Consider the following 17,710-nt stretch of genomic DNA (forward strand, 5'->3'; position numbering starts at 1 on the left):
CGCCTGGCGGCGCGAACGGGTCTCAATGCGCCAGGACGGAATTCGTCGACGCCAAGGCGTAGCGGCGGTCGGGCCGATAAGCTGCGCTTGTAAAACGGCGTGCAGGCGTTCATATCTTAGGCCGTGGCGGATAGCGAGAAGAGGTGGTGATGGCCAGCGGTTGGGCAAACGACGACGCGGTACAGGAACAGATCGACAGCAGCATCGAGGACGCCGTGCAGCGCGCGCGCAGCCAGTTGCCGCGCGGGCCGAGTCTGAGCCATTGCGAGGAATGCGATGCGGCCATCCCCGAGGCGCGCCGCCAGGCGATTGCCGGCGTGCGCCTGTGTGTGGCCTGCCAGTCGGAACAGGACAGGGAGCAGGCCAGGTTCAGCGGCTATAACAGGCGCGGCAGCAAGGACAGTCAGCTGCGGTGAGCAGGGGCTGCAGGCCAACCCTTACCGAGCCGTTGGTCGGCGCGCCGCGGGAGGGCAGGTCAGGAAACCGCAGGCGGCCGTCTCGGCGAAACCTAACCGCCCTCGGCGACCGTGCGTACCGGGCGACGCGATACCCAGATGAGTGGACTAACCTTCAAGTGAGGGGCTGCACCGGTGCATGTCCCGGGAATGGGGGTGAGCGAAGAAGTCTTTCCTGAACAGGGGAGGAGGCAGCATGCAACTCCATTATTCAATGGTTATCGGCGCCCTGGCGATAGCCTTGCTCCCAGCTGTGGTCTTGGCCAAGGACAAGCGCGAGTTCACTGACAGCTTTCCGTTGGGCGAATGTGATTTAACCAGTATCGGCGAGAATCGATACTTTGTTCTAAAGCCAGGTCGTGAAGCCCACTTCAACAACTTCCAGTGCGTTGCCGAAGGCGAGTGCAGCGAAACCGAGGAGTTGGTCATCAGTGTGCTCAACGAAACGCGCGACATAACGCTTGCGATCGATGGCGAGGCGACCACCGTGACCACCCGGGTCGTCGAGGAACGCGAGACAGTGGATGGGCAGCTGGCGGAGGTCTCCCGCAACTTCTTCGTCGAGTGTGCCGCTACCCAGGATGTCTACTACTTTGGCGAAGAAGTGGATATTTACCAGGACGGCATAGTCGTCAGCCATGAGGGCGAATGGCTGGCCGGTGCAGGCGGTGCGGAGCCGGGAATCATCATGCCGGGTGGGGCGTTCCTGCTGGGCGCTCGCTATTTTCAGGAAGTCGCGCCAGAGGTCGCCTTGGATCGGGCCGAACACATCGGCGCAGGCCTGGCGATAGAAGTGCCAGCGGGCAACAAGGACGATTGCGTCGAAGTCGAAGAGACCACGCCGCTGGATAAGAAATCGGTCTCGACGAAGATCTACTGCCCCGATTCAGGGTTGGTGTTCGACGATGGCCTTGAGCTGGTATTGGTGATCGAGCCCTGAGCGCGGTTCGCCTGTTGTCGGTGAGTGAGTTAGGTGGCGGATTGCACTCGCCCTCTGTGAGTATGCCGGTGTAGGGCGGGTGCAACCCGCCAACTATTCAAAACAAGAAATACCGCTGCGCCATCGGCAGCACGTCCGCCGGTTCGCACCAGAGCAATTGGCCGTCCGCCTTGACCTGATAGTTCTGCGCATCGACCTCGATAGTCGGTAGATAGTCGTTGTGGATCAGGTCGGTCTTTTTCACTTCGCGACAGCCTTTGACCACGGCGATCTTCTTCTTCAAGCCCAGTTGCTCGGGAATGCCGGCGTCCAGTGCGGCCTGGCTGATAAAGGTCAGGCTGCTGGCGTGCAGGCTGCCGCCGAAGCTGCCGAACATCGGCCGGTAGTGCACCGGTTGCGGCGTCGGAATCGAAGCGTTGGCGTCGCCCATCAGGCTGGCGGCGATGACCCCGCCCTTCAGAATCAAACTCGGCTTGACGCCGAAGAAGGCCGGGCGCCAGAGCACCAGGTCGGCCCATTTGCCGACTTCGATGGAGCCCACCTCATGGCTGATGCCGTGGGTGATGGCCGGGTTGATGGTGTATTTGGCGATGTAGCGCTTGGCGCGGAAGTTGTCGTTGCCCTCGCCATCCTCGGCCAGGGCGCCGCGCTGCCTCTTCATCTTGTCGGCGGTCTGCCAGGTGCGCATGATCACCTCGCCGACCCGGCCCATGGCCTGGCTGTCGGAGCTGATCATCGAGAAGGCGCCGAGGTCATGCAGGATATCCTCGGCGGCGATGGTCTCCCTGCGGATGCGCGACTCGGCGAAGGCCACGTCCTCGGCGATGCTCGGGTCGAGGTGGTGGCAGACCATCAGCATGTCCAGGTGTTCGTCGATGGTGTTACGGGTGAACGGCCGGGTCGGGTTGGTCGAGCTGGGCAGCACATTGGCGAAGCCGCAGGCCTTGATGATGTCCGGCGCATGGCCGCCGCCGGCGCCCTCGGTGTGGTAGGTGTGGATGGTGCGGCCCTTGAAGGCGGCCAGGGTGGTCTCGACGAAACCGGACTCGTTCAGCGTGTCGGTGTGGATCGCCACCTGCACGTCGTATTGGTCGGCCACGCTCAGGCAGTTGTCGATCGCCGCCGGAGTGGTGCCCCAGTCCTCGTGCAGCTTGAGGCCGATGGCGCCGGCCTTGACCTGTTCGATCAGCGGTTCCGGCAGCGAAGCATTGCCCTTGCCGGTGAAGCCCAGGTTCATCGGGAAGGCGTCGGCGGCCTGCAGCATGCGCATCATGTGCCACGGCCCCGGCGTGCAGGTGGTGGCGTTGGTGCCGGTGGCCGGCCCGGTGCCGCCGCCGATCATGGTGGTCACCCCACTCATCAGCGCCTCTTCGATCTGCTGAGGGCAGATGAAGTGAATGTGCGAGTCGATGCCGCCCGCGGTGAGGATCATGCCCTCGCCGGCGATCACTTCGGTGCCGGCGCCGATGGCGATTGTCACGTCCGGCTGGATATCCGGGTTGCCGGCCTTGCCGATGGCTTTGACGCGCCCGTCCTTCAGCCCGACATCGGCCTTGACCACGCCCCAGTGGTCGAGGATCAGCGCGTTGGTGATCAGGGTGTCGACCACATCCGCGGCGCACAGCTGGCTCTGGCCCATGCCGTCGCGAATCACCTTGCCGCCGCCGAATTTCACTTCCTCGCCGTAGTGGGTGAAGTCTTTTTCCACCTCGATCCACAGCTCGGTATCGGCCAGGCGCACCTTGTCGCCGACGGTGGGGCCGAACATGTCGGCATAGGCTTGGCGGGAAATTTTCATCGAGTGCCTTCCTGTAGGGTGCGCTATGCGCACCATTGCTATCCGCGTTGTTTGTGGTGCGCAGGGCGCACCCTACGGGTTACAGATCGCCCATCACCCGGCCGGCAAAGCCGAACACCCGACGCTGTCCGGCCAGGTCGACCAGTTCGACTTCGCGCGATTGCCCCGGCTCGAAACGCACGGCGGTGCCGGCCGGAATATTCAGGCGCATGCCGCGCGTGCTCGCCCGGTCGAACGTCAGCGCATCGTTGGTCTCGAAGAAGTGATAGTGCGAGCCGACCTGGATCGGCCGGTCGCCGCTATTGGCCACGGTCAGGGTCAAGGTGCGGCGGCCGACGTTGAGTTCGATCTCGCCGTGCTGGATCTGGTATTCGCCGGGGATCATCGGATGCTCCTGGATTCGGGCAGGATTAGTTGCATAAAGGTCAGATCCAGCCAGCGATCGAACTTGCGTCCGACCTGGGGCATCTGCCCAGTGGTGACGAAACCGAAGCGTTGATGCAGGCGGATCGAGGCGACGTTTTCGCTCTCGATGGCGGCAACCATGACATGCAGGCCGTCATCCGTGGCGCGCTCGATCAGGGCCTTCAGCAAGGCCAGGCCGAGGCCGCGGCCGCGCTGGTCGGCACGCACGTAAAGCGAGTGCTCGACGGTATGGCGAAAGCCTTCGTTGCTGCGCCAGCTGCCGTAACTGGCGTAGCCCAGCACTTCGCCTTCGCTGTCTTGCGCCACCAGCACGGGAAAGCCGGCCGCCTCGCGCTCGAGCAGCCAGGCGCGGCGGTTGGCCAGATCGGTCAGGGTTTCGATCCACAGCGCGGTGCTGTGGAGTACCGCATCGTTATAAATCGCCAGGATGCCGGGCAGGTCGGCTTGGGTCGCGTCTTGAATTGTCATGTGTCGTTCCAGGAATCCATTCAAGGTCGTAGCGAGCGCAGCTCAGGCAACGCAGCATGAGCAAGCGCAGTAGACATTGGATGGGTTCCTCAGGCTATCGGTTGATGGACGGTTACTAACTTGGTGCCGTCGGGGAAGGTGGCCTCGACCTGGATTTCCGGGATCATTTCCGGGATGCCTTGCATCACCTGGTCGCGGGTCAGCAGGGTGGTGCCGAAGTGCATCAGCTCGGCCACGGTCTGGCCGTCGCGGGCGCCTTCGAGCAGGGCGGCGGAAATATAGGCCATGGCTTCCGGGTAGTTGAGCTTTACGCCGCGGGCCAGGCGTCGTTCGGCGACCAGGCCGGCGGTGAAGATCAGCAGTTTGTCCTTTTCGCGGGGCGTCAGGTCCATGGTTCAGGTGCTCCAGATTCTCGGGGGAACGGCCTCGCGGCCGAGCAGGGCGGGGCGCAGCAGGCGCCAGAGTTCGATCAGCCAGGTGCGGGCGTGCAGCGCCTCGTCGGCCAGGCAGCGAGCCACCAGCAGGCCGGGTAACTGGCTCAAATCGCCGCGTACCGCGCTGGGTAAGTTACGGCAGTGTTCGAGCAACTCGGCGTCGATTTCGCCGCTGATCAACAGCGTGGCGAACACCGGCTTGCCGGCCAGGCCGATGGGCGAGTCGAGCAGGCCATCGCCGCCTTCGATGCGCTGGCGCTCGTGCCAAAGCAGCTGGCCGTCGCGGCGGATATTCAGTTGCGCCTGAAAATGGCCGGCATCGAAGCGCTCGCCGCTGGCCGGACGGCCGAGGGCGACCATGTCCCAATACAGCAGGCGGGCATCGCCGAGCAGTTCGATATCGCTGTGCAGTTCGGCCTGGGCGCCGGAATAGACGATGGTTTCCTGCGGCAACCACTCCAGGGTGGCACCGGCTTCGACGCGCAACTCGAGGTGCTGATAAGCGGGGCCGGCGGCGCGATACCACTTGGCCGCGCCGGGGCTGGTCAGCTGCGCCCAGGCGCCGCTGCCGACTGTGGCCGAAATATCCAGTCGGTCGCCGCCGGCGATGCCGCCCGGTGGATGGACGATGATGTGCTGGCAGACTTGCGGGCCTTCGGCGTACAGGTGCTTCTGCACCCGCAGCGGGCCCTTGTGGCGGCGCAGGGTCGGGCGTGTGCAGTCGCCATCGCAGCCATAGCCCAGCTCCAGCTCGGCATGCCAGCTAGGGGTGAACAGGGCGGTGGGGGCGGGTGCGTTCATAGGATCTTTTCGTAGGGTGGATGACGCTTTATCCATCCACCAGCTGTTGGTGCAGTGGTGGATGAGCAGAGCGTCATCCACCCTATAGTGAGTCTCAAATCGCCACCAGGCCGCGCACGCCATCGGCCTCCATGCTGTCGCCGCGGCCCTGCTGGACGATCTCGCCGCGGCTCATCACCAGGTACTGATCGGCCAGTTCGGCGGCAAAATCATAGAACTGCTCGACCAGCAGGATGGCCATATCGCCGCGTTCGGCGAGTTTCTTGATCACCACGCCGATCTCCTTGATCACCGAGGGCTGGATGCCCTCGGTGGGCTCGTCGAGGATCAGCAGGCGCGGCTGACTGGCCAGGGCGCGGCCGATGGCCAGCTGTTGCTGCTGGCCGCCGGAAAGGTCGCCGCCGCGGCGTTGTTTCATCTCGCGCAGCACCGGGAACAGCTCGTAGATAAACTCCGGCACCACCTTGGCTTCCTTTGCGCCGAAACGGGAAAGCCCCATCAATAGATTTTCCTCGACGGTCAGGCGGCCGAAGATTTCCCGCCCTTGCGGCACGTAGGCGATGCCGGCGTGCACGCGCTGGTGCGGCTTGAAGGCAGTGATCGGCTTACCTTCCCAGTTTACCGTACCCTCTTTGGCCGGCAGCAGGCCCATCAGGCATTTCAGCAGCGTGGTCTTGCCCACACCGTTACGCCCGAGCAGGCAGGTGACTTCGCCAACCCTGGCCTCGAACGACAGCCCGCGGAGGATATGGCTGCCGCCGTAGTATTGGTGCAGTTGCTCAACTTGCAGCATGGTTGTGTCCTTGTAGGGTGGATCACGTTTTACCGGTCCACCGTGTGGTGTGCGCGGTGGATGAAAAAAGCGTCATCCACCCTACGTCTTACCCCGCAACGGCTATTGGCTCACCGACCGAGATAAACCTCGATCACCCGCTCATCGGCCTGCACCTGTTCCAGCGAGCCTTCGGCCAGGACGCGGCCCTGGTGCAGCACGGTGACGTGGTCGGCGATGGAGCCGACGAAGCCCATGTCGTGTTCGACCACCATCAGCGAATGCTGGCCGGCCAGGGACTTGAACAATTCTGCGGTGAATTCGGTCTCTGCGTCGGTCATGCCCGCCACCGGCTCATCGAGCAGCAGCAGTTGGGGGTCCTGCACCAGCAGCATGCCGATCTCCAGGAACTGCTTCTGGCCGTGCGACAGCAAGCCAGCGGGGCGCTGGCGCGAGGCGTCGAGCTTGATGGTGTTGAGCACCTCGTCGATGCGGTCGCGCTGCTCACCACTGAGCTTGGCGCGCAGGCTGGCCCACACCGATTTGTTGGTCTTCTGCGTCAGTTCGAGGTTTTCGAACACGCTGAGCGCCTCGAACACCGTGGGCTTCTGGAACTTGCGGCCGATGCCGGATTGGGCGATTTCCACTTCGCTCATCCGGGTCAGGTCGAGGGTGTCTCCGAAGTAAGCGACGCCGTTGTCCGGGCGAGTCTTGCCGGTGATCACGTCCATCATGGTGGTCTTGCCGGCGCCATTGGGGCCGATGATGCAGCGCAGTTCGCCGACGCCGATATACAGGGTCAGGTCGGTCAGCGCCTTGAAACCATCGAAACTGACGTTGATTTCTTCCAGGGTCAGGATGGTGCCGTGACGTGCATTGAGGCCCTTGCCGGCAGCGCTGCTCGCGCCTATGGCATCGCGGCCGCTGCCGGAAGCGTCGAAGGCCTGCGGGTGGATGGCTTCGGGGATAGGCGCGGCTCTCATTGCTTGTCTCCTTTGGAAGTCGTTAGGAACGCGTCGCGAGCAATTTCAGCTGCAAGGCGCACGGCGCACAGTGACGAGACAGTACGGATGAGTACGGCGAGGAGCGAGCACCGCGCAACGCCGCAGATGGAATGCGCAGTAGCGTTCATGATGACTTCCTGCGCAGCAGGCCGATCACGCCCTTCGGCAGGAATAAGGTGACGACGATAAACAGCAAGCCCAGAGCGAACAGCCAGTACTCGGGGAAGGCCACGGTGAACCAGCTCTTCATACCGTTGACCAAGCCGGCGCCGAGCAGCGGGCCGATCAGCGTGCCGCGCCCGCCGAGGGCGACCCAGACGGCGGCTTCGATCGAGTTGGTCGGCGACATCTCGCTGGGGTTGATGATGCCGACCTGTGGCACATAGAGCGCGCCGGCCAGGCCACAGAGCACGGCCGACAGCACCCAGATAAACAGCTTGTAGCCGCGCGGGTCATAGCCGCAGAACATCAGGCGGTTCTCGGCATCGCGCAACGCCGTCAGCACCCGGCCGAACTTGCTGCGCGCCAGCTTGAAGCCCAGGTACAGGCTGCCCACCAGCAGCGCCACTGTGGCGAGGAACAGCGCAGCGCGGGTGCCGGCGGCGGTGATATCGAAGTCGAGGATGCGGGTAAAACCGGTAAAGCCATTATTGCCGCCGAAGCCGGTCTCGTTGCGAAAGAACAGCAGCATGCCGGCGAAGGTCAGGGCCTGGGTCATGATCGAGAAGTACACGCCCTTGATCCGCGAACGGAAGGCGAAGAAGCCGAACACCAACGCCAACAGTCCGGGCGCCAGCACCACCAGGCACATGGCCCAGAGAAAGCTTGAGGTGCCGTACCAGTACCAGGGCAATTCGCTCCAGGCGAGAAAGCTCATAAAGGCCGGCAAACCGTCCCCCGCGCTCTGACGCATCAGGTACATGCCCATGGCGTAGCCGCCAAGCGCGAAGAACAGGCCGTGGCCCAGCGACAAAAGCCCTGCGTAACCCCAAACCAGATCCAGGGCCAGGGCGACTATGGCGTAGCAGAGAATCTTGCCGACCAGGGTCAGGGTATAGGCCGAGATATGCAGGGCGTTGTCAGCCGGCAGCAGGTGCAGCAGTGGCAGGGCGACCAGCACGGCGAGCACCAGCAGTCCGATGGCGATGGACACTTGCGGGCCGAGTTTGGCGCTGGCGCGGGCCAGCAGGGTTTGGTTTATTGGCATAGTCATCAATCAATCACCCGACCCTTGAGAGCGAACAGACCTTGCGGGCGTTTCTGAATAAACAGAATGATCAGCGCGAGGATAAGAATCTTGCCGAGCACCGCGCCGATCTGCGGTTCGAGAATCTTGTTGGCGATGCCCAGGCCGAAGGCGGCCATCACGCTACCGGCCAATTGGCCGACGCCGCCAAGTACCACCACCAGGAAGGAGTCGATGATGTAGCTCTGCCCCAGGTCGGGGCCGACGTTGCCGATCTGGCTCAGGGCCACGCCACCGAGGCCGGCGATGCCCGAGCCAAGGCCGAAGGCAAGCATGTCCACACGGCCGGTCGGCACGCCGCAGCAGGCGGCCATATTGCGGTTCTGGGTGACCGCACGGACGTTGAGGCCCAGGCGGGTCTTGTTCAGCAGCAGCCAGGTCAGCACCACCACAAACAGGGCGAAGCCGATGATGACGATGCGGTTGTACGGCAGCACCAGGTTCGGCAGCACCTGAATGCCGCCGCTCAACCAGTAAGGGTTGGCCACTTCGACGTTCTGCGCACCGAACACCACCCGTACCAGCTGGATCAGGATCAGGCTGATACCCCAGGTGGCGAGCAGGGTTTCCAGTGGTCGGCCGTAGAGGTGGCGGATCACGGTGCGTTCCAGGGCCATGCCGATGGCCGCAGTGACGAAGAAGGCCACCGGCAGCGCCACCAGCGGATACAGCGCCAAGGCCTCGGGGGCCAGACGCTGGAACAGTACCTGCACCATATAGGTGGAATAGGCGCCGAGCATCAGCATCTCACCGTGGGCCATATTGATCACCCCGAGCAGGCCGAAGGTGATGGCCAGACCCAGCGCCGCCAGCAGCAGGATCGAGCCCAGCGACAGGCCGCTGAAGGCCTGGCCGAGCAATTCACCGATCAACAGTTTGCGTTTGACCTGGGCCAGGCTGGTTTGTGCGGCGGTGCGCACCGCTTCATCCTGTTCCACTGCGGGGTCGAGCAGGGTTTCCAGGCGGGTGCGGGCCAGCGGGTCGCCGGTTTCGCCGAGCAGGCGCACGGCGGCCAGGCGAATCGCCGGGTCACGGTCGACCAGTTGCAGGTTGGCCAGGGCCAGGCTCAGGGCATCGCGCACTTGTGGATCGTCTTCGCTGGCGACTCGGGCGTTGAGCAAGGCGAGTTGCGCCGGCTTGGCGCTTTTCTGCAGATGTTGGGCGGCGGCCAGGCGCACGGCCGGGTCCTCGTCGAACAACTGATGGCTGGCCAGGGTGCTGGCGATCAGGCCGCGCAGGCGGTTGTTGAGGCGGATCTTCTTCGGTGTGCCGACGGGTTCGGCAGCGCCTTCGACGGCCTGGTAGCTGCCGTCGATTTCGATAAATGGCGTCTTGTCGCTGTCTGCGGCGAGGCGGCCTTGTTGCAAGGCTTCGAGCAAAGGCAGGCGCGCGGCATCGGGTGCGGCGGCCCAGCTCTCGAGGAGCTTGGCCTGTTTGGATGAGCCGGCTGCGGCGAAGTCGGCGGCATCGCCGGCATGGCTGGCGAGCGGAAGCAGCAGGGTCAGAAATAGGAAGAAGCGGTACACGGCAGTGGGCATATCAGGAAAACCTTGGGACTACAGCGTAAGCCCCCTCGCCGAATTGGCAGAGAGGGCGCTTGCCGTAGCCCGGATGCAATCCGGGAATAGCTGCTCCCCGGATTGCATCCGGGCTACGAAGTCGCTTAGTTCGACTTCACCGCGTAATCCGGCTTCTTGTCGTTGCCTTCTATATACGGGCTCCATGGCTGGGCGCGGATCGGGCTGCTGGTTTCCCAGACCACGGAGAACTGACCGTCATCCTGGATTTCACCGATCATCACCGGCTTGTGCAGGTGGTGGTTGGTCTTGTCCATGGTCAGGGTGTAGCCGCTCGGTGCGGCGAAGGTCTGGCCGGCGAGGGCATCGCGGACTTTGTCGACATCGGTGGTGCCGGCTTTTTCCACGGCCTGGGCCCACATGTTGATGCCCACGTAAGTGGCTTCCATCGGGTCGTTGGTCACCGCCTTGTCGGCGCCCGGCAGGTTCTTGGCCTTGGCGTAGGCCTTCCACTTGTCGACGAATTCGCTGTTGACCGGGTTTTCCACCGACTGGAAGTAGTTCCAGGCGGCGAGGTGGCCGACCAGCGGCTTGGTGTCGATGCCGCGCAGTTCCTCTTCGCCCACCGAGAAGGCCACGACCGGCACATCGGTGGCTTCCAGGCCCTGGTTGGCCAGTTCCTTGTAGAAGGGCACGTTGGAATCGCCATTGACCGTGGAGATCACCGCGGTCTTGCCGCCGGCGGAGAACTTCTTGATGTTGGCGACAATGGTTTGATAGTCGCTATGACCGAAGGGGGTGTAGACCTCTTCGATATCCTTCTCGGCCACGCCTTTGGAGATCAGGAAGGCGCGCAGGATCTTGTTGGTGGTACGCGGGTAGACGTAGTCGGTGCCGAGCAGGAAGTAGCGCTTGGCCGCGCCGCCGTCTTCGCTCATCAGGTACTCGACCGCCGGGATGGCCTGCTGGTTAGGCGCGGCGCCGGTGTAGAAGACGTTCGGCGACAGCTCTTCGCCTTCGTACTGCACCGGGTAGAACAACAGGCCGTTGAGCTCTTCGTAGACCGGCAGCACGGATTTGCGCGATACCGAAGTCCAGCAGCCGAAGGTCACGTCGACTTTATCCTGGGTCAGCAGCTGGCGTGCGCGCTCGGCGAACAGCGGCCAGTTGGAGGCGGGGTCGACCACCACCGGCTCGAGTTGCTTGCCGAGCACGCCGCCCTTGGCGTTGATCTCGTCGATGGTCATCAGCGCCATGTCTTTCAGCGAGGTTTCCGAAATGGCCATGGTGCCGGACAGTGAGTGGAGGATGCCGACCTTGATGGTTTCGGCGGCCTGCACGGTGAAGGGGAACAGGCCGCTGAGCAGCAGGGCGCTGGCGGCGATCGTCGATTTCAGCAGGGGACGGCGTTTCATTGTCATGGCTCCGTGCGCAACTGTTGGGTGGGACCTAGAGGTCGTCAGTCCAATCGCAGCATCCGTGCCAATCAGCGCAAGAGCTTGATTTAAATGGTTTCACTCATCTTCTGCAGGAGTCGCACGAGGCTTTGATGCGCAGCTTTGGTGCAACTATCGCGCTGACGTGCGCTCCAGGCGCATCCCTGCACCGCTTTAGAGCTCGAGGTAGTTCTTTACCCCGGTGAAGATGATCTGCGCAGCCAGGGCGCAGACGAACAGGCCCATCAGGCGGCTGACGATCTGCAGGCCCTGCTCGCCGAGCAGGCGTTCGAACTGGTTGGACATATACAGCACCACGCCGACGGTGACGCTGGCCAGGGCGATGCCGACTACCGCCAGCGCTTTGTCGCCCCAGGCTGGCTGGCTGGCGCCCATCAGCAGCAGGGCTCCGATGGTGCCGGGACCGACGGTGAGCGGGATGGTCAGCGGCACTATGGTCACGTCCTGCTGCACGTTGTCGCTCTGCACCGCCGATTTGCCCTGGGCCATGCCCAGCGCCGAGATGAACAGCACGCTGCCGGCGCCGATGCGGAAGGCGTCGATGGTGATGCCGAACAGGGTGAAGATGTGCCTGCCGAACAGGTACAGCAGCAGGCTGGCGATCAGCACGCCGGCGGCGACTTTCCAGGCCAGGCGCTTGCGCTCCTTGACCGTGTAGCCGCGGCTCAGGCCGATGAAGCAGGACAACACGAAGAACGGGCTGTAGAGCACCAGTAACTTCAGATACAGACTGAACAGCTCGGACGCCATGGGGGTGGACTCGTCTCTTGGATAATGGGGGCGTGGCCGGCAGCGCCGGCGGCGTCTGCATGATCCTGGATTGTCGGCTCGATCTCCAGTGCCCGCTGCGGTAATTGCGCGCGCACGCCAGGCAACCGTTCGGCAGTCGAAGCGCAGCCGGGGAACGGCTTCGGCTATACCTGTTGGCTTAAGCACTGTTGGCAATGGCTGCATGCCGGGAGCGGCGGATGGCACGGATCAGCTTCACCCCCAACCTGCAGCGTCACCTCGATGTGGCGCCCTGTGTGGTAACGGGCGACACGGTCGCCGCCGCGCTGGCCGAGGTGTTCGCCGTCAACCCGCGGCTGCGCAGTTACCTGCTGGACGACCAGGGGCAGCTGCGCCGGCATGTGATGATCTTCGTCGATGGCGAGCGAATCGGCGACCGCCGCCACCTGAGCGACAGGGTCGGCACCGACAGCGAGGTCTATGTGGTGCAGGCGCTTTCCGGCGGCTAGCGAGCCGTTTTTAACCCAGGATTCGGCAACGCAGGTCGTTTTTCAACCGCCTGCTGGAGGGAGAACGATATGGCGGATGTGCTCTATGTGGCTACGCGCAAGGGCTTGCTGACCTTCGCCCGCGCTGGCGGGATCTGGCAGCTGGCGCGCACGGACTTTCTTGGCGAGCCGGTCAGCATGGTCCTGGCCGATCGCCGCGACGGTCATCTGTACGCGGCCCTCGACCTGGGGCATTTCGGCCCGAAACTATGGCGCTCGACGGATGCCGGGCAGCACTGGCAGGAGATCGCCGCGCCGGCCTTCGCCGCCGAGGAAGAGGGCGAAGGACCGTCGGTGACGATGATCTGGTCGCTGGAAGGTGGCGGCGCCGATCGACCCGGAAGCCTGTGGGCCGGCACTCTGCCGGGCGCCTTGTTCCACTCGGCGGATCACGGCGACTCCTGGCAGTTGAACCAGGCGTTGTGGCAGCGTCCGGAGCGGGCCCAGTGGTTCGGTGGCGGTTACGACCAGCCGGGCATCCACTCGATCTGCATCGACCCGCGCGACAGTGCGCGGTTGCGCGTGGCGGTGTCCTGCGGCGGGGTCTGGTGCAGCGACGACGGCGGCGTCAACTGGGCCTGCCGCACCCAGGGCATGCGCGCCGCCTATATGCCGGCGGAACAGGCGCAGACTCCGGAGATCCAGGATCCGCACCGCATGCAGGCCTGCCCGGCCGCACCCGAGACCCTCTGGGTGCAGCACCATAACGGCATCTTCCTGTCCCGCGACGATGCCGTGCACTGGCAGGAGCTGCTCGACGTCGAACCCTCGGGCTTCGGTTTCGCCCTGGCGGTGCACCCCCGCGAGCCGGAAACGGCCTGGTTCGTGCCGGCGGTGAAGGATGAATGCCGGGTGCCGGTGGGCCAGCGTCTGCTGGTGAACCGCACCCGCGATGGCGGGCAGAGTTTCGAGAGCTTGAGCAGGGGCTTGCCGCAAACCGACTGCTTCGACCTGGTCTATCGCCATGCCCTGGAGGTGGACGAGAGCGGGCAGCGCCTGGCGATGGGCTCGACCACCGGCCATCTGTGGCTATCGGACGACCAGGGCGACAGCTGGCAGGCGTTGGCCGGCAACCTGCCGCCGATCTATGCGCTGCGCTTTGCCTGAAACGCCGCCGGCTGGTTCAGGGCAGGGCCTCGCGCGGCTGGCCGATCTCGCGCTGGGCGATCCAGTATTCGAGCAGTTCGCGCAATTGCGAGAGTTCCACCGGCTTGGCCATGTGGCCGTCCATGCCGGCCTCCCGTGCCCGTTCCTTGTGTTCGTTGAGGATGTGCGCGGTCAAGGCCACCACCGGCGTGCGTGGGCGCTGTTCGGCGGCTTCCCAGGCGCGCAGTTGCTGGGTGGCGGAGAAACCGTCGAGTACCGGCATCTCGCAGTCCATCAGCACCAGGTCGTAGTGCTGCGCCTTCATCGCGTTCAGCGCTTCCTCGCCATTGCTGGCGGTGTCCGGTTGCAGCTTGAGCTTGCCGAGCATGCCGCGGATCACCTTGGTCGAGATGCTGTTGTCTTCGGCGACCAGGATGCGGAAATCGCTCGGCACATTCAGCGGGGCGCTGACCTGGGTCGGGGTGAACACCGGCGAGCCGTCGCCGCCGCGCTGGGACAGTTCATCGGCCAGGGTGGTTTTCAGGGTGTAGCCGGCCACCGGCTTGGCCAGGATGCGTTTGATCCCGGCATTGCGCGCGATGATCTTGCTCGGCGCATTGCTGATGCCGGTGAGCATGATCAGCAGGATGTCGTGGTTGAGGCTGGGGTCTTCCTTGATCTTCGCCGCCAACTGCATGCCGGTCATGCCGGGCATGTCCTGGTCGAGCAGCACCACGTCGAAGTATTCGCGCATGTGCGCCTTGGTGCGCAGCAGGGCCAGGGCTTCCTTGCCCGAGGGCACGGCGCTGACCTGCAGGCCCCAGGCATTGCATTGCTGCACCAGGACTTTGCGGCAGGTGTCGTTGTCATCCACCACCAGCAGGCGCGCGCCCTGCAGCGGGCCATCGAGGTCGGCGGTGGGCTGTTCGAGGCGCTGGCTGTCCAGGGGCAGGGTCAGCCACAGGGTCGAGCCCTGGGCGCCGCCGCTCTGGATGCCGAACTCGCCGTGCATCAGGCGCACCAGCTGACGGGCGATGACCAGGCCGAGGCGGCCACCGAGTTGGGTCGCGGCGAGGAAGTCCTTGCTGTGCAGTTCGGCATTGAGCAGGGCGTCGCGTTCGCTGGCCTGCAGCGGGCGACCGCTGTCCTGCACGGCGATGCGCAAGCGCGGTTGCTCGGCGCCGCTGTCGAGGGCCACGACCAGGAGGATTTCGCCTTCGTCGGTCTGCTTGAAGGCATTGTCGAGCAGGCTCAGCAAGGCCTGGCGCAAACGCGTCGGGTCACCGCTGATCACCCGCGGTACCTGTGGTTGCATGAAGCTGATCAGTTCGACCTTCTGCTGCTCGGCCTTGGCGCGGAAGATGTCCAGGCAATCCTCGATCAGTGCATTGAGGTCGAACTGCACGTCGTCCAGTTCGATCTGCCCGGATTCGAGCTTGGATATGTCGAGAATCTCGTTGATCAGGGCCAGCAGTTCGTTGCCCGAACTGTGGATGGTCTGCACGTAATCACGCTGCTTGGCCGACAGCGGTGTGCCGAGCAACAACTCGGTCATGCCCAGCACACCGTTCATCGGGGTGCGGATTTCGTGACTGATCTTGGCGAGGAATTCGGCCTTGGCCTTGAGCTCGGCCGAGCTGGCGGCCATCGCCGTGCGTTCGCTGAGGTTGGTGCGCTGGATCTGTCGCTGTCGCTCGGCGAGCGAGAGGCTGAGGAAGATGCCGCCGAGGGTCGCGATGCCGAAGACGGCGATTACCAGCCAGCCGGGATTGAGTTGGTCGAGGCCAAGCAGAACCGGGATGAATGCGCTGAAACCGAGGGTGAATACCAGCATGCCGACGACGATGAAGCGCGCGGGCTGATAGCCGCCATACCAGAGCCGGCTGGCCACCAGCAAAACGCTCAAGGCACTGAGCAGAACCAGCAGGTAGATCAGCGTGCCGTACCAGAGCAGGCCGGTGCTGGCGATCACCAGCGCGACGGCGAGGATCAGTACGGCGTTAGCCTGCAGCAGGTGCTTGAACCTACCCGGCTGGGCCGGTATGTGCTGCATGAAACCGAGACAGAAGGCTTGCAGGCAGAAGGCTGCCAGCAGCGCCGACAAGTCGGCGACCAGCGACTGATTATAGCTTTGGCTGGGCACCCAGACGGCGAAGAGGCCAAGATTGGCCGCCGCACAGACCGCCAGGCTGGCATGCAGGGCGCTCAGCCACAGGCAGCAGGTGGCGCGGCTGTAGAGAAAACGGATGAGGTTGTACAGGGTGAGCAGCAGCAGGCCGCCGAGCAGGGCGCCAAAGACATAGGCGGGCTTTTCCTGGGCCACCAAGCCGGTTTCGTCGATGATCTTGAACCAGGCCATCAGCGGATGGTTCGAGGTCATGCGCACATAGGCTTCGCGCGACTGGCCATCGTTCGGCAGTGCCATCAGGTAAGCCCGGGAGTCGAGCGGTCGCGAGCTCATCGGCCTGGATTCGCCGGTCTGGATCTCGCGTTCGAGCTGGCCATCGCGCAACAGGTGATAGTCGAGGTATTGCACGCGCGGGGCGAAGATCCACAACCAGCTCGGTTGTTCGTGGCGCGGCAGCTCGACATGCAGCCACACGGCCTGCTCGCTGACGGGGAAGGTGAAGGCCTGTTGGCTCAGGGGCTGGAACTGCTGGCGGCGTGCCTGAACGTCCTCCAGGGTCAACCCGGCGCTCGGGTCGAGCAGATACGACCAGTTTCCGGGTTGGCCGTCAGCAGCGCCTGGTCGGTTCTCGGCCATGGCTGTCGGCAACAGACAGGCCATGAGCAAACCGATGAGTAGTCCTGTGGCAATCCTGAGCCCGCGCACGCTGCATTCCCTTTGAAAATGAGTAGCCAGATTATAACCAAGCCGTTGTGTAGCGGAATATGGCCAGGATGGCCAGTCCAGAGGCTGGGAAAGCGACCACTGGCAATGCGGCGCCAGCCGAGTGGTGGCGCATGCGATGCCCGACATCACCGCTGTTGCCGGTTGCGGCACGGCCCTCATGCGTGTGGGCCGTGCCATCTCCGCGCTGCCTGGGCGCCGCGGCTGGGCTGGAGTCTGCCGTCCGTTAGGCCTCGCCGCGTTCGCGGGCTATGGCGCGGTAACCGATGTCGGTGCGGTAGAAACAGCCGTTCCAGCGAATCTTCTCGGCCAGGCGGTAAGCCTGCTGCTGGGCATCGGCGACACTGGCGCCGATGGCCGTGGCGCAGAGCACCCGGCCGCCGGCGGTGACGACTTTACCGTCTTTCAGTGCGGTGCCGGCATGGAATACCTTGCCCTCCAGTGCGGCAGCGTCGGCCAGACCTTCGATCACCTCGCCCTTGGCATAATCGCCCGGGTAGCCGCCTGCAGCGAGCACCACGCCGACCGTCGGGCGCGGGTCCCAGCGGGCTTCGACCTTGTCCAGCGCCTGCGCCAACGCGGCCTCGACCAGCAGCACCAGAGACGACTCCAGGCGCACCATGATCGGCTGGGTCTCAGGGTCGCCGAAGCGGCAGTTGAACTCGATGACTTTCGGCTTGCCGGCTTTGTCGATCATCAGTCCGGCGTAGAGGAAGCCGGTGTAGACGTTGCCTTCGCTGGCCATGCCGTTGACGGTGGGGTAGATCACCTCGTCCATCACCCGCTGGTGCACTTCGGTGGTGACCACCGGGGCCGGCGAGTAGGCGCCCATGCCACCGGTATTCGGGCCGCTGTCGCCGTCGCCGACGCGCTTGTGGTCCTGACTGGTGGCCATCGGCAAGACGTTCTTGCCGTCGACCATGACGATGAAGCTGGCTTCCTCGCCGTCGAGGAATTCCTCGATCACCACCCGCGAACCGGCTTCGCCGAAGGCATTGCCGGCGAGCATATCGCGCACCGCGTCCTCGGCTTCAGCGAGGGTCATGGCGACTATCACACCTTTGCCCGCGGCCAGGCCGTCGGCCTTGATCACGATCGGCGCGCCGACCTTTTGCAGGTAGGCCAGGGCCGGCTCGATTTCGCTGAAGTTCTGGTAATCGGCGGTGGGGATGTTGTGG

General features: G+C 64.2%; 17 protein-coding genes. 4 read left to right on the forward strand and 13 right to left on the reverse strand.

Annotated elements, in window-relative coordinates; translation table 11 throughout:
• The first annotated feature begins 149 nt into the window (after positions 1–149).
• Together ABZE94_RS00750 and ABZE94_RS00755 are read left to right on the forward strand one after the other, a co-directional pair.
• A complete protein-coding gene (locus tag ABZE94_RS00750) occupies positions 150–416 on the forward strand; it encodes a DksA/TraR family C4-type zinc finger protein (protein ID WP_372873625.1) in 267 nt (88 codons plus the stop codon).
• 235 nt (positions 417–651) lie between these two features.
• A complete protein-coding gene (locus tag ABZE94_RS00755; RefSeq protein WP_372873626.1) occupies positions 652–1,395 on the forward strand; it encodes a hypothetical protein in 744 nt (247 codons plus the stop codon).
• 97 nt (positions 1,396–1,492) lie between these two features.
• Here the strand turns inward: ABZE94_RS00755 and ureC are convergent, their stop codons facing one another.
• The 11 genes from ureC to ABZE94_RS00810 form a co-directional block, all read right to left on the reverse strand.
• Complete coding sequence (ureC, locus tag ABZE94_RS00760; RefSeq protein ID WP_372873627.1) at positions 1,493–3,193, reverse strand: urease subunit alpha; 1,701 nt, start codon at positions 3,191–3,193, stop codon at positions 1,493–1,495.
• A 79-nt stretch (positions 3,194–3,272) separates the two neighbouring features.
• Complete coding sequence (locus tag ABZE94_RS00765) at positions 3,273–3,578, reverse strand: urease subunit beta (RefSeq protein WP_372873628.1); 306 nt, start codon at positions 3,576–3,578, stop codon at positions 3,273–3,275.
• Positions 3,575–4,087, reverse strand: a complete 513-nt coding sequence (locus ABZE94_RS00770; RefSeq protein ID WP_372873629.1) for an N-acetyltransferase family protein — start codon at positions 4,085–4,087, stop codon at positions 3,575–3,577. Before ABZE94_RS00770 ends, ABZE94_RS00765 begins: the two co-directional genes overlap by 4 nt.
• Positions 4,088–4,176: 89 nt before the next feature.
• Complete coding sequence (ureA, locus tag ABZE94_RS00775) at positions 4,177–4,479, reverse strand: urease subunit gamma (RefSeq protein ID WP_372873630.1); 303 nt, start codon at positions 4,477–4,479, stop codon at positions 4,177–4,179.
• Between the two features lie 3 nt (positions 4,480–4,482).
• On the reverse strand, positions 4,483–5,322 hold the full coding sequence (locus ABZE94_RS00780) for an urease accessory protein UreD (protein WP_372873631.1): 840 nt from the start codon (positions 5,320–5,322) through the stop codon (positions 4,483–4,485).
• Positions 5,323–5,416: 94 nt separating this feature from the next.
• Positions 5,417–6,115 carry an urea ABC transporter ATP-binding subunit UrtE gene (gene urtE, locus ABZE94_RS00785; protein WP_372873632.1) on the reverse strand — a complete coding sequence of 233 codons (699 nt, stop codon included), beginning with the start codon at positions 6,113–6,115 and terminating at the stop codon, positions 5,417–5,419.
• 110 nt (positions 6,116–6,225) lie between these two features.
• On the reverse strand, positions 6,226–7,077 hold the full coding sequence (gene urtD, locus ABZE94_RS00790; RefSeq protein WP_372873633.1) for an urea ABC transporter ATP-binding protein UrtD: 852 nt from the start codon (positions 7,075–7,077) through the stop codon (positions 6,226–6,228).
• Positions 7,078–7,222: 145 nt separating this feature from the next.
• Positions 7,223–8,311: an urea ABC transporter permease subunit UrtC gene (urtC, locus tag ABZE94_RS00795; protein ID WP_372873634.1), complete on the reverse strand. Its 1,089-nt coding sequence runs from the start codon at positions 8,309–8,311 to the stop codon at positions 7,223–7,225.
• A complete protein-coding gene (gene urtB, locus ABZE94_RS00800; RefSeq protein WP_372873635.1) occupies positions 8,311–9,882 on the reverse strand; it encodes an urea ABC transporter permease subunit UrtB in 1,572 nt (523 codons plus the stop codon). The genes urtC and urtB overlap by 1 nt, the downstream gene beginning before the upstream one ends.
• Positions 9,883–10,007: 125 nt before the next feature.
• Positions 10,008–11,276: an urea ABC transporter substrate-binding protein gene (gene urtA, locus ABZE94_RS00805; RefSeq protein ID WP_372873636.1), complete on the reverse strand. Its 1,269-nt coding sequence runs from the start codon at positions 11,274–11,276 to the stop codon at positions 10,008–10,010.
• 195 nt (positions 11,277–11,471) lie between these two features.
• Positions 11,472–12,068 (reverse strand): MarC family protein, encoded by a 597-nt coding sequence (locus ABZE94_RS00810; protein WP_372873637.1) that lies wholly within the window; start codon positions 12,066–12,068, stop codon positions 11,472–11,474.
• Between the two features lie 218 nt (positions 12,069–12,286).
• On the opposite strand from ABZE94_RS00810, the gene ABZE94_RS00815 reads away from it, so the two are divergent.
• Together ABZE94_RS00815 and ABZE94_RS00820 are read left to right on the forward strand one after the other, a co-directional pair.
• Positions 12,287–12,556: a MoaD/ThiS family protein gene (locus ABZE94_RS00815; RefSeq protein WP_372873638.1), complete on the forward strand. Its 270-nt coding sequence runs from the start codon at positions 12,287–12,289 to the stop codon at positions 12,554–12,556.
• A 69-nt stretch (positions 12,557–12,625) separates the two neighbouring features.
• Positions 12,626–13,702: a WD40/YVTN/BNR-like repeat-containing protein gene (locus ABZE94_RS00820; RefSeq protein ID WP_372873639.1), complete on the forward strand. Its 1,077-nt coding sequence runs from the start codon at positions 12,626–12,628 to the stop codon at positions 13,700–13,702.
• A gap of 16 nt (positions 13,703–13,718) precedes the next feature.
• Here the strand turns inward: ABZE94_RS00820 and ABZE94_RS00825 are convergent, their stop codons facing one another.
• Positions 13,719–16,514, reverse strand: coding sequence for a response regulator (locus tag ABZE94_RS00825; protein WP_372873640.1), 2,796 nt, complete (start codon positions 16,512–16,514; stop codon positions 13,719–13,721).
• Positions 16,515–16,758: 244 nt separating this feature from the next.
• A partial coding sequence (gene purD, locus ABZE94_RS00830; RefSeq protein WP_372873641.1) for a phosphoribosylamine--glycine ligase occupies positions 16,759–17,710 on the reverse strand: 952 nt, incomplete at its 5' end.

This window comes from Pseudomonas sp. (assembly GCF_041601375.1).
Classification (GTDB): Bacteria; Pseudomonadota; Gammaproteobacteria; order Pseudomonadales; family Pseudomonadaceae; genus Aquipseudomonas.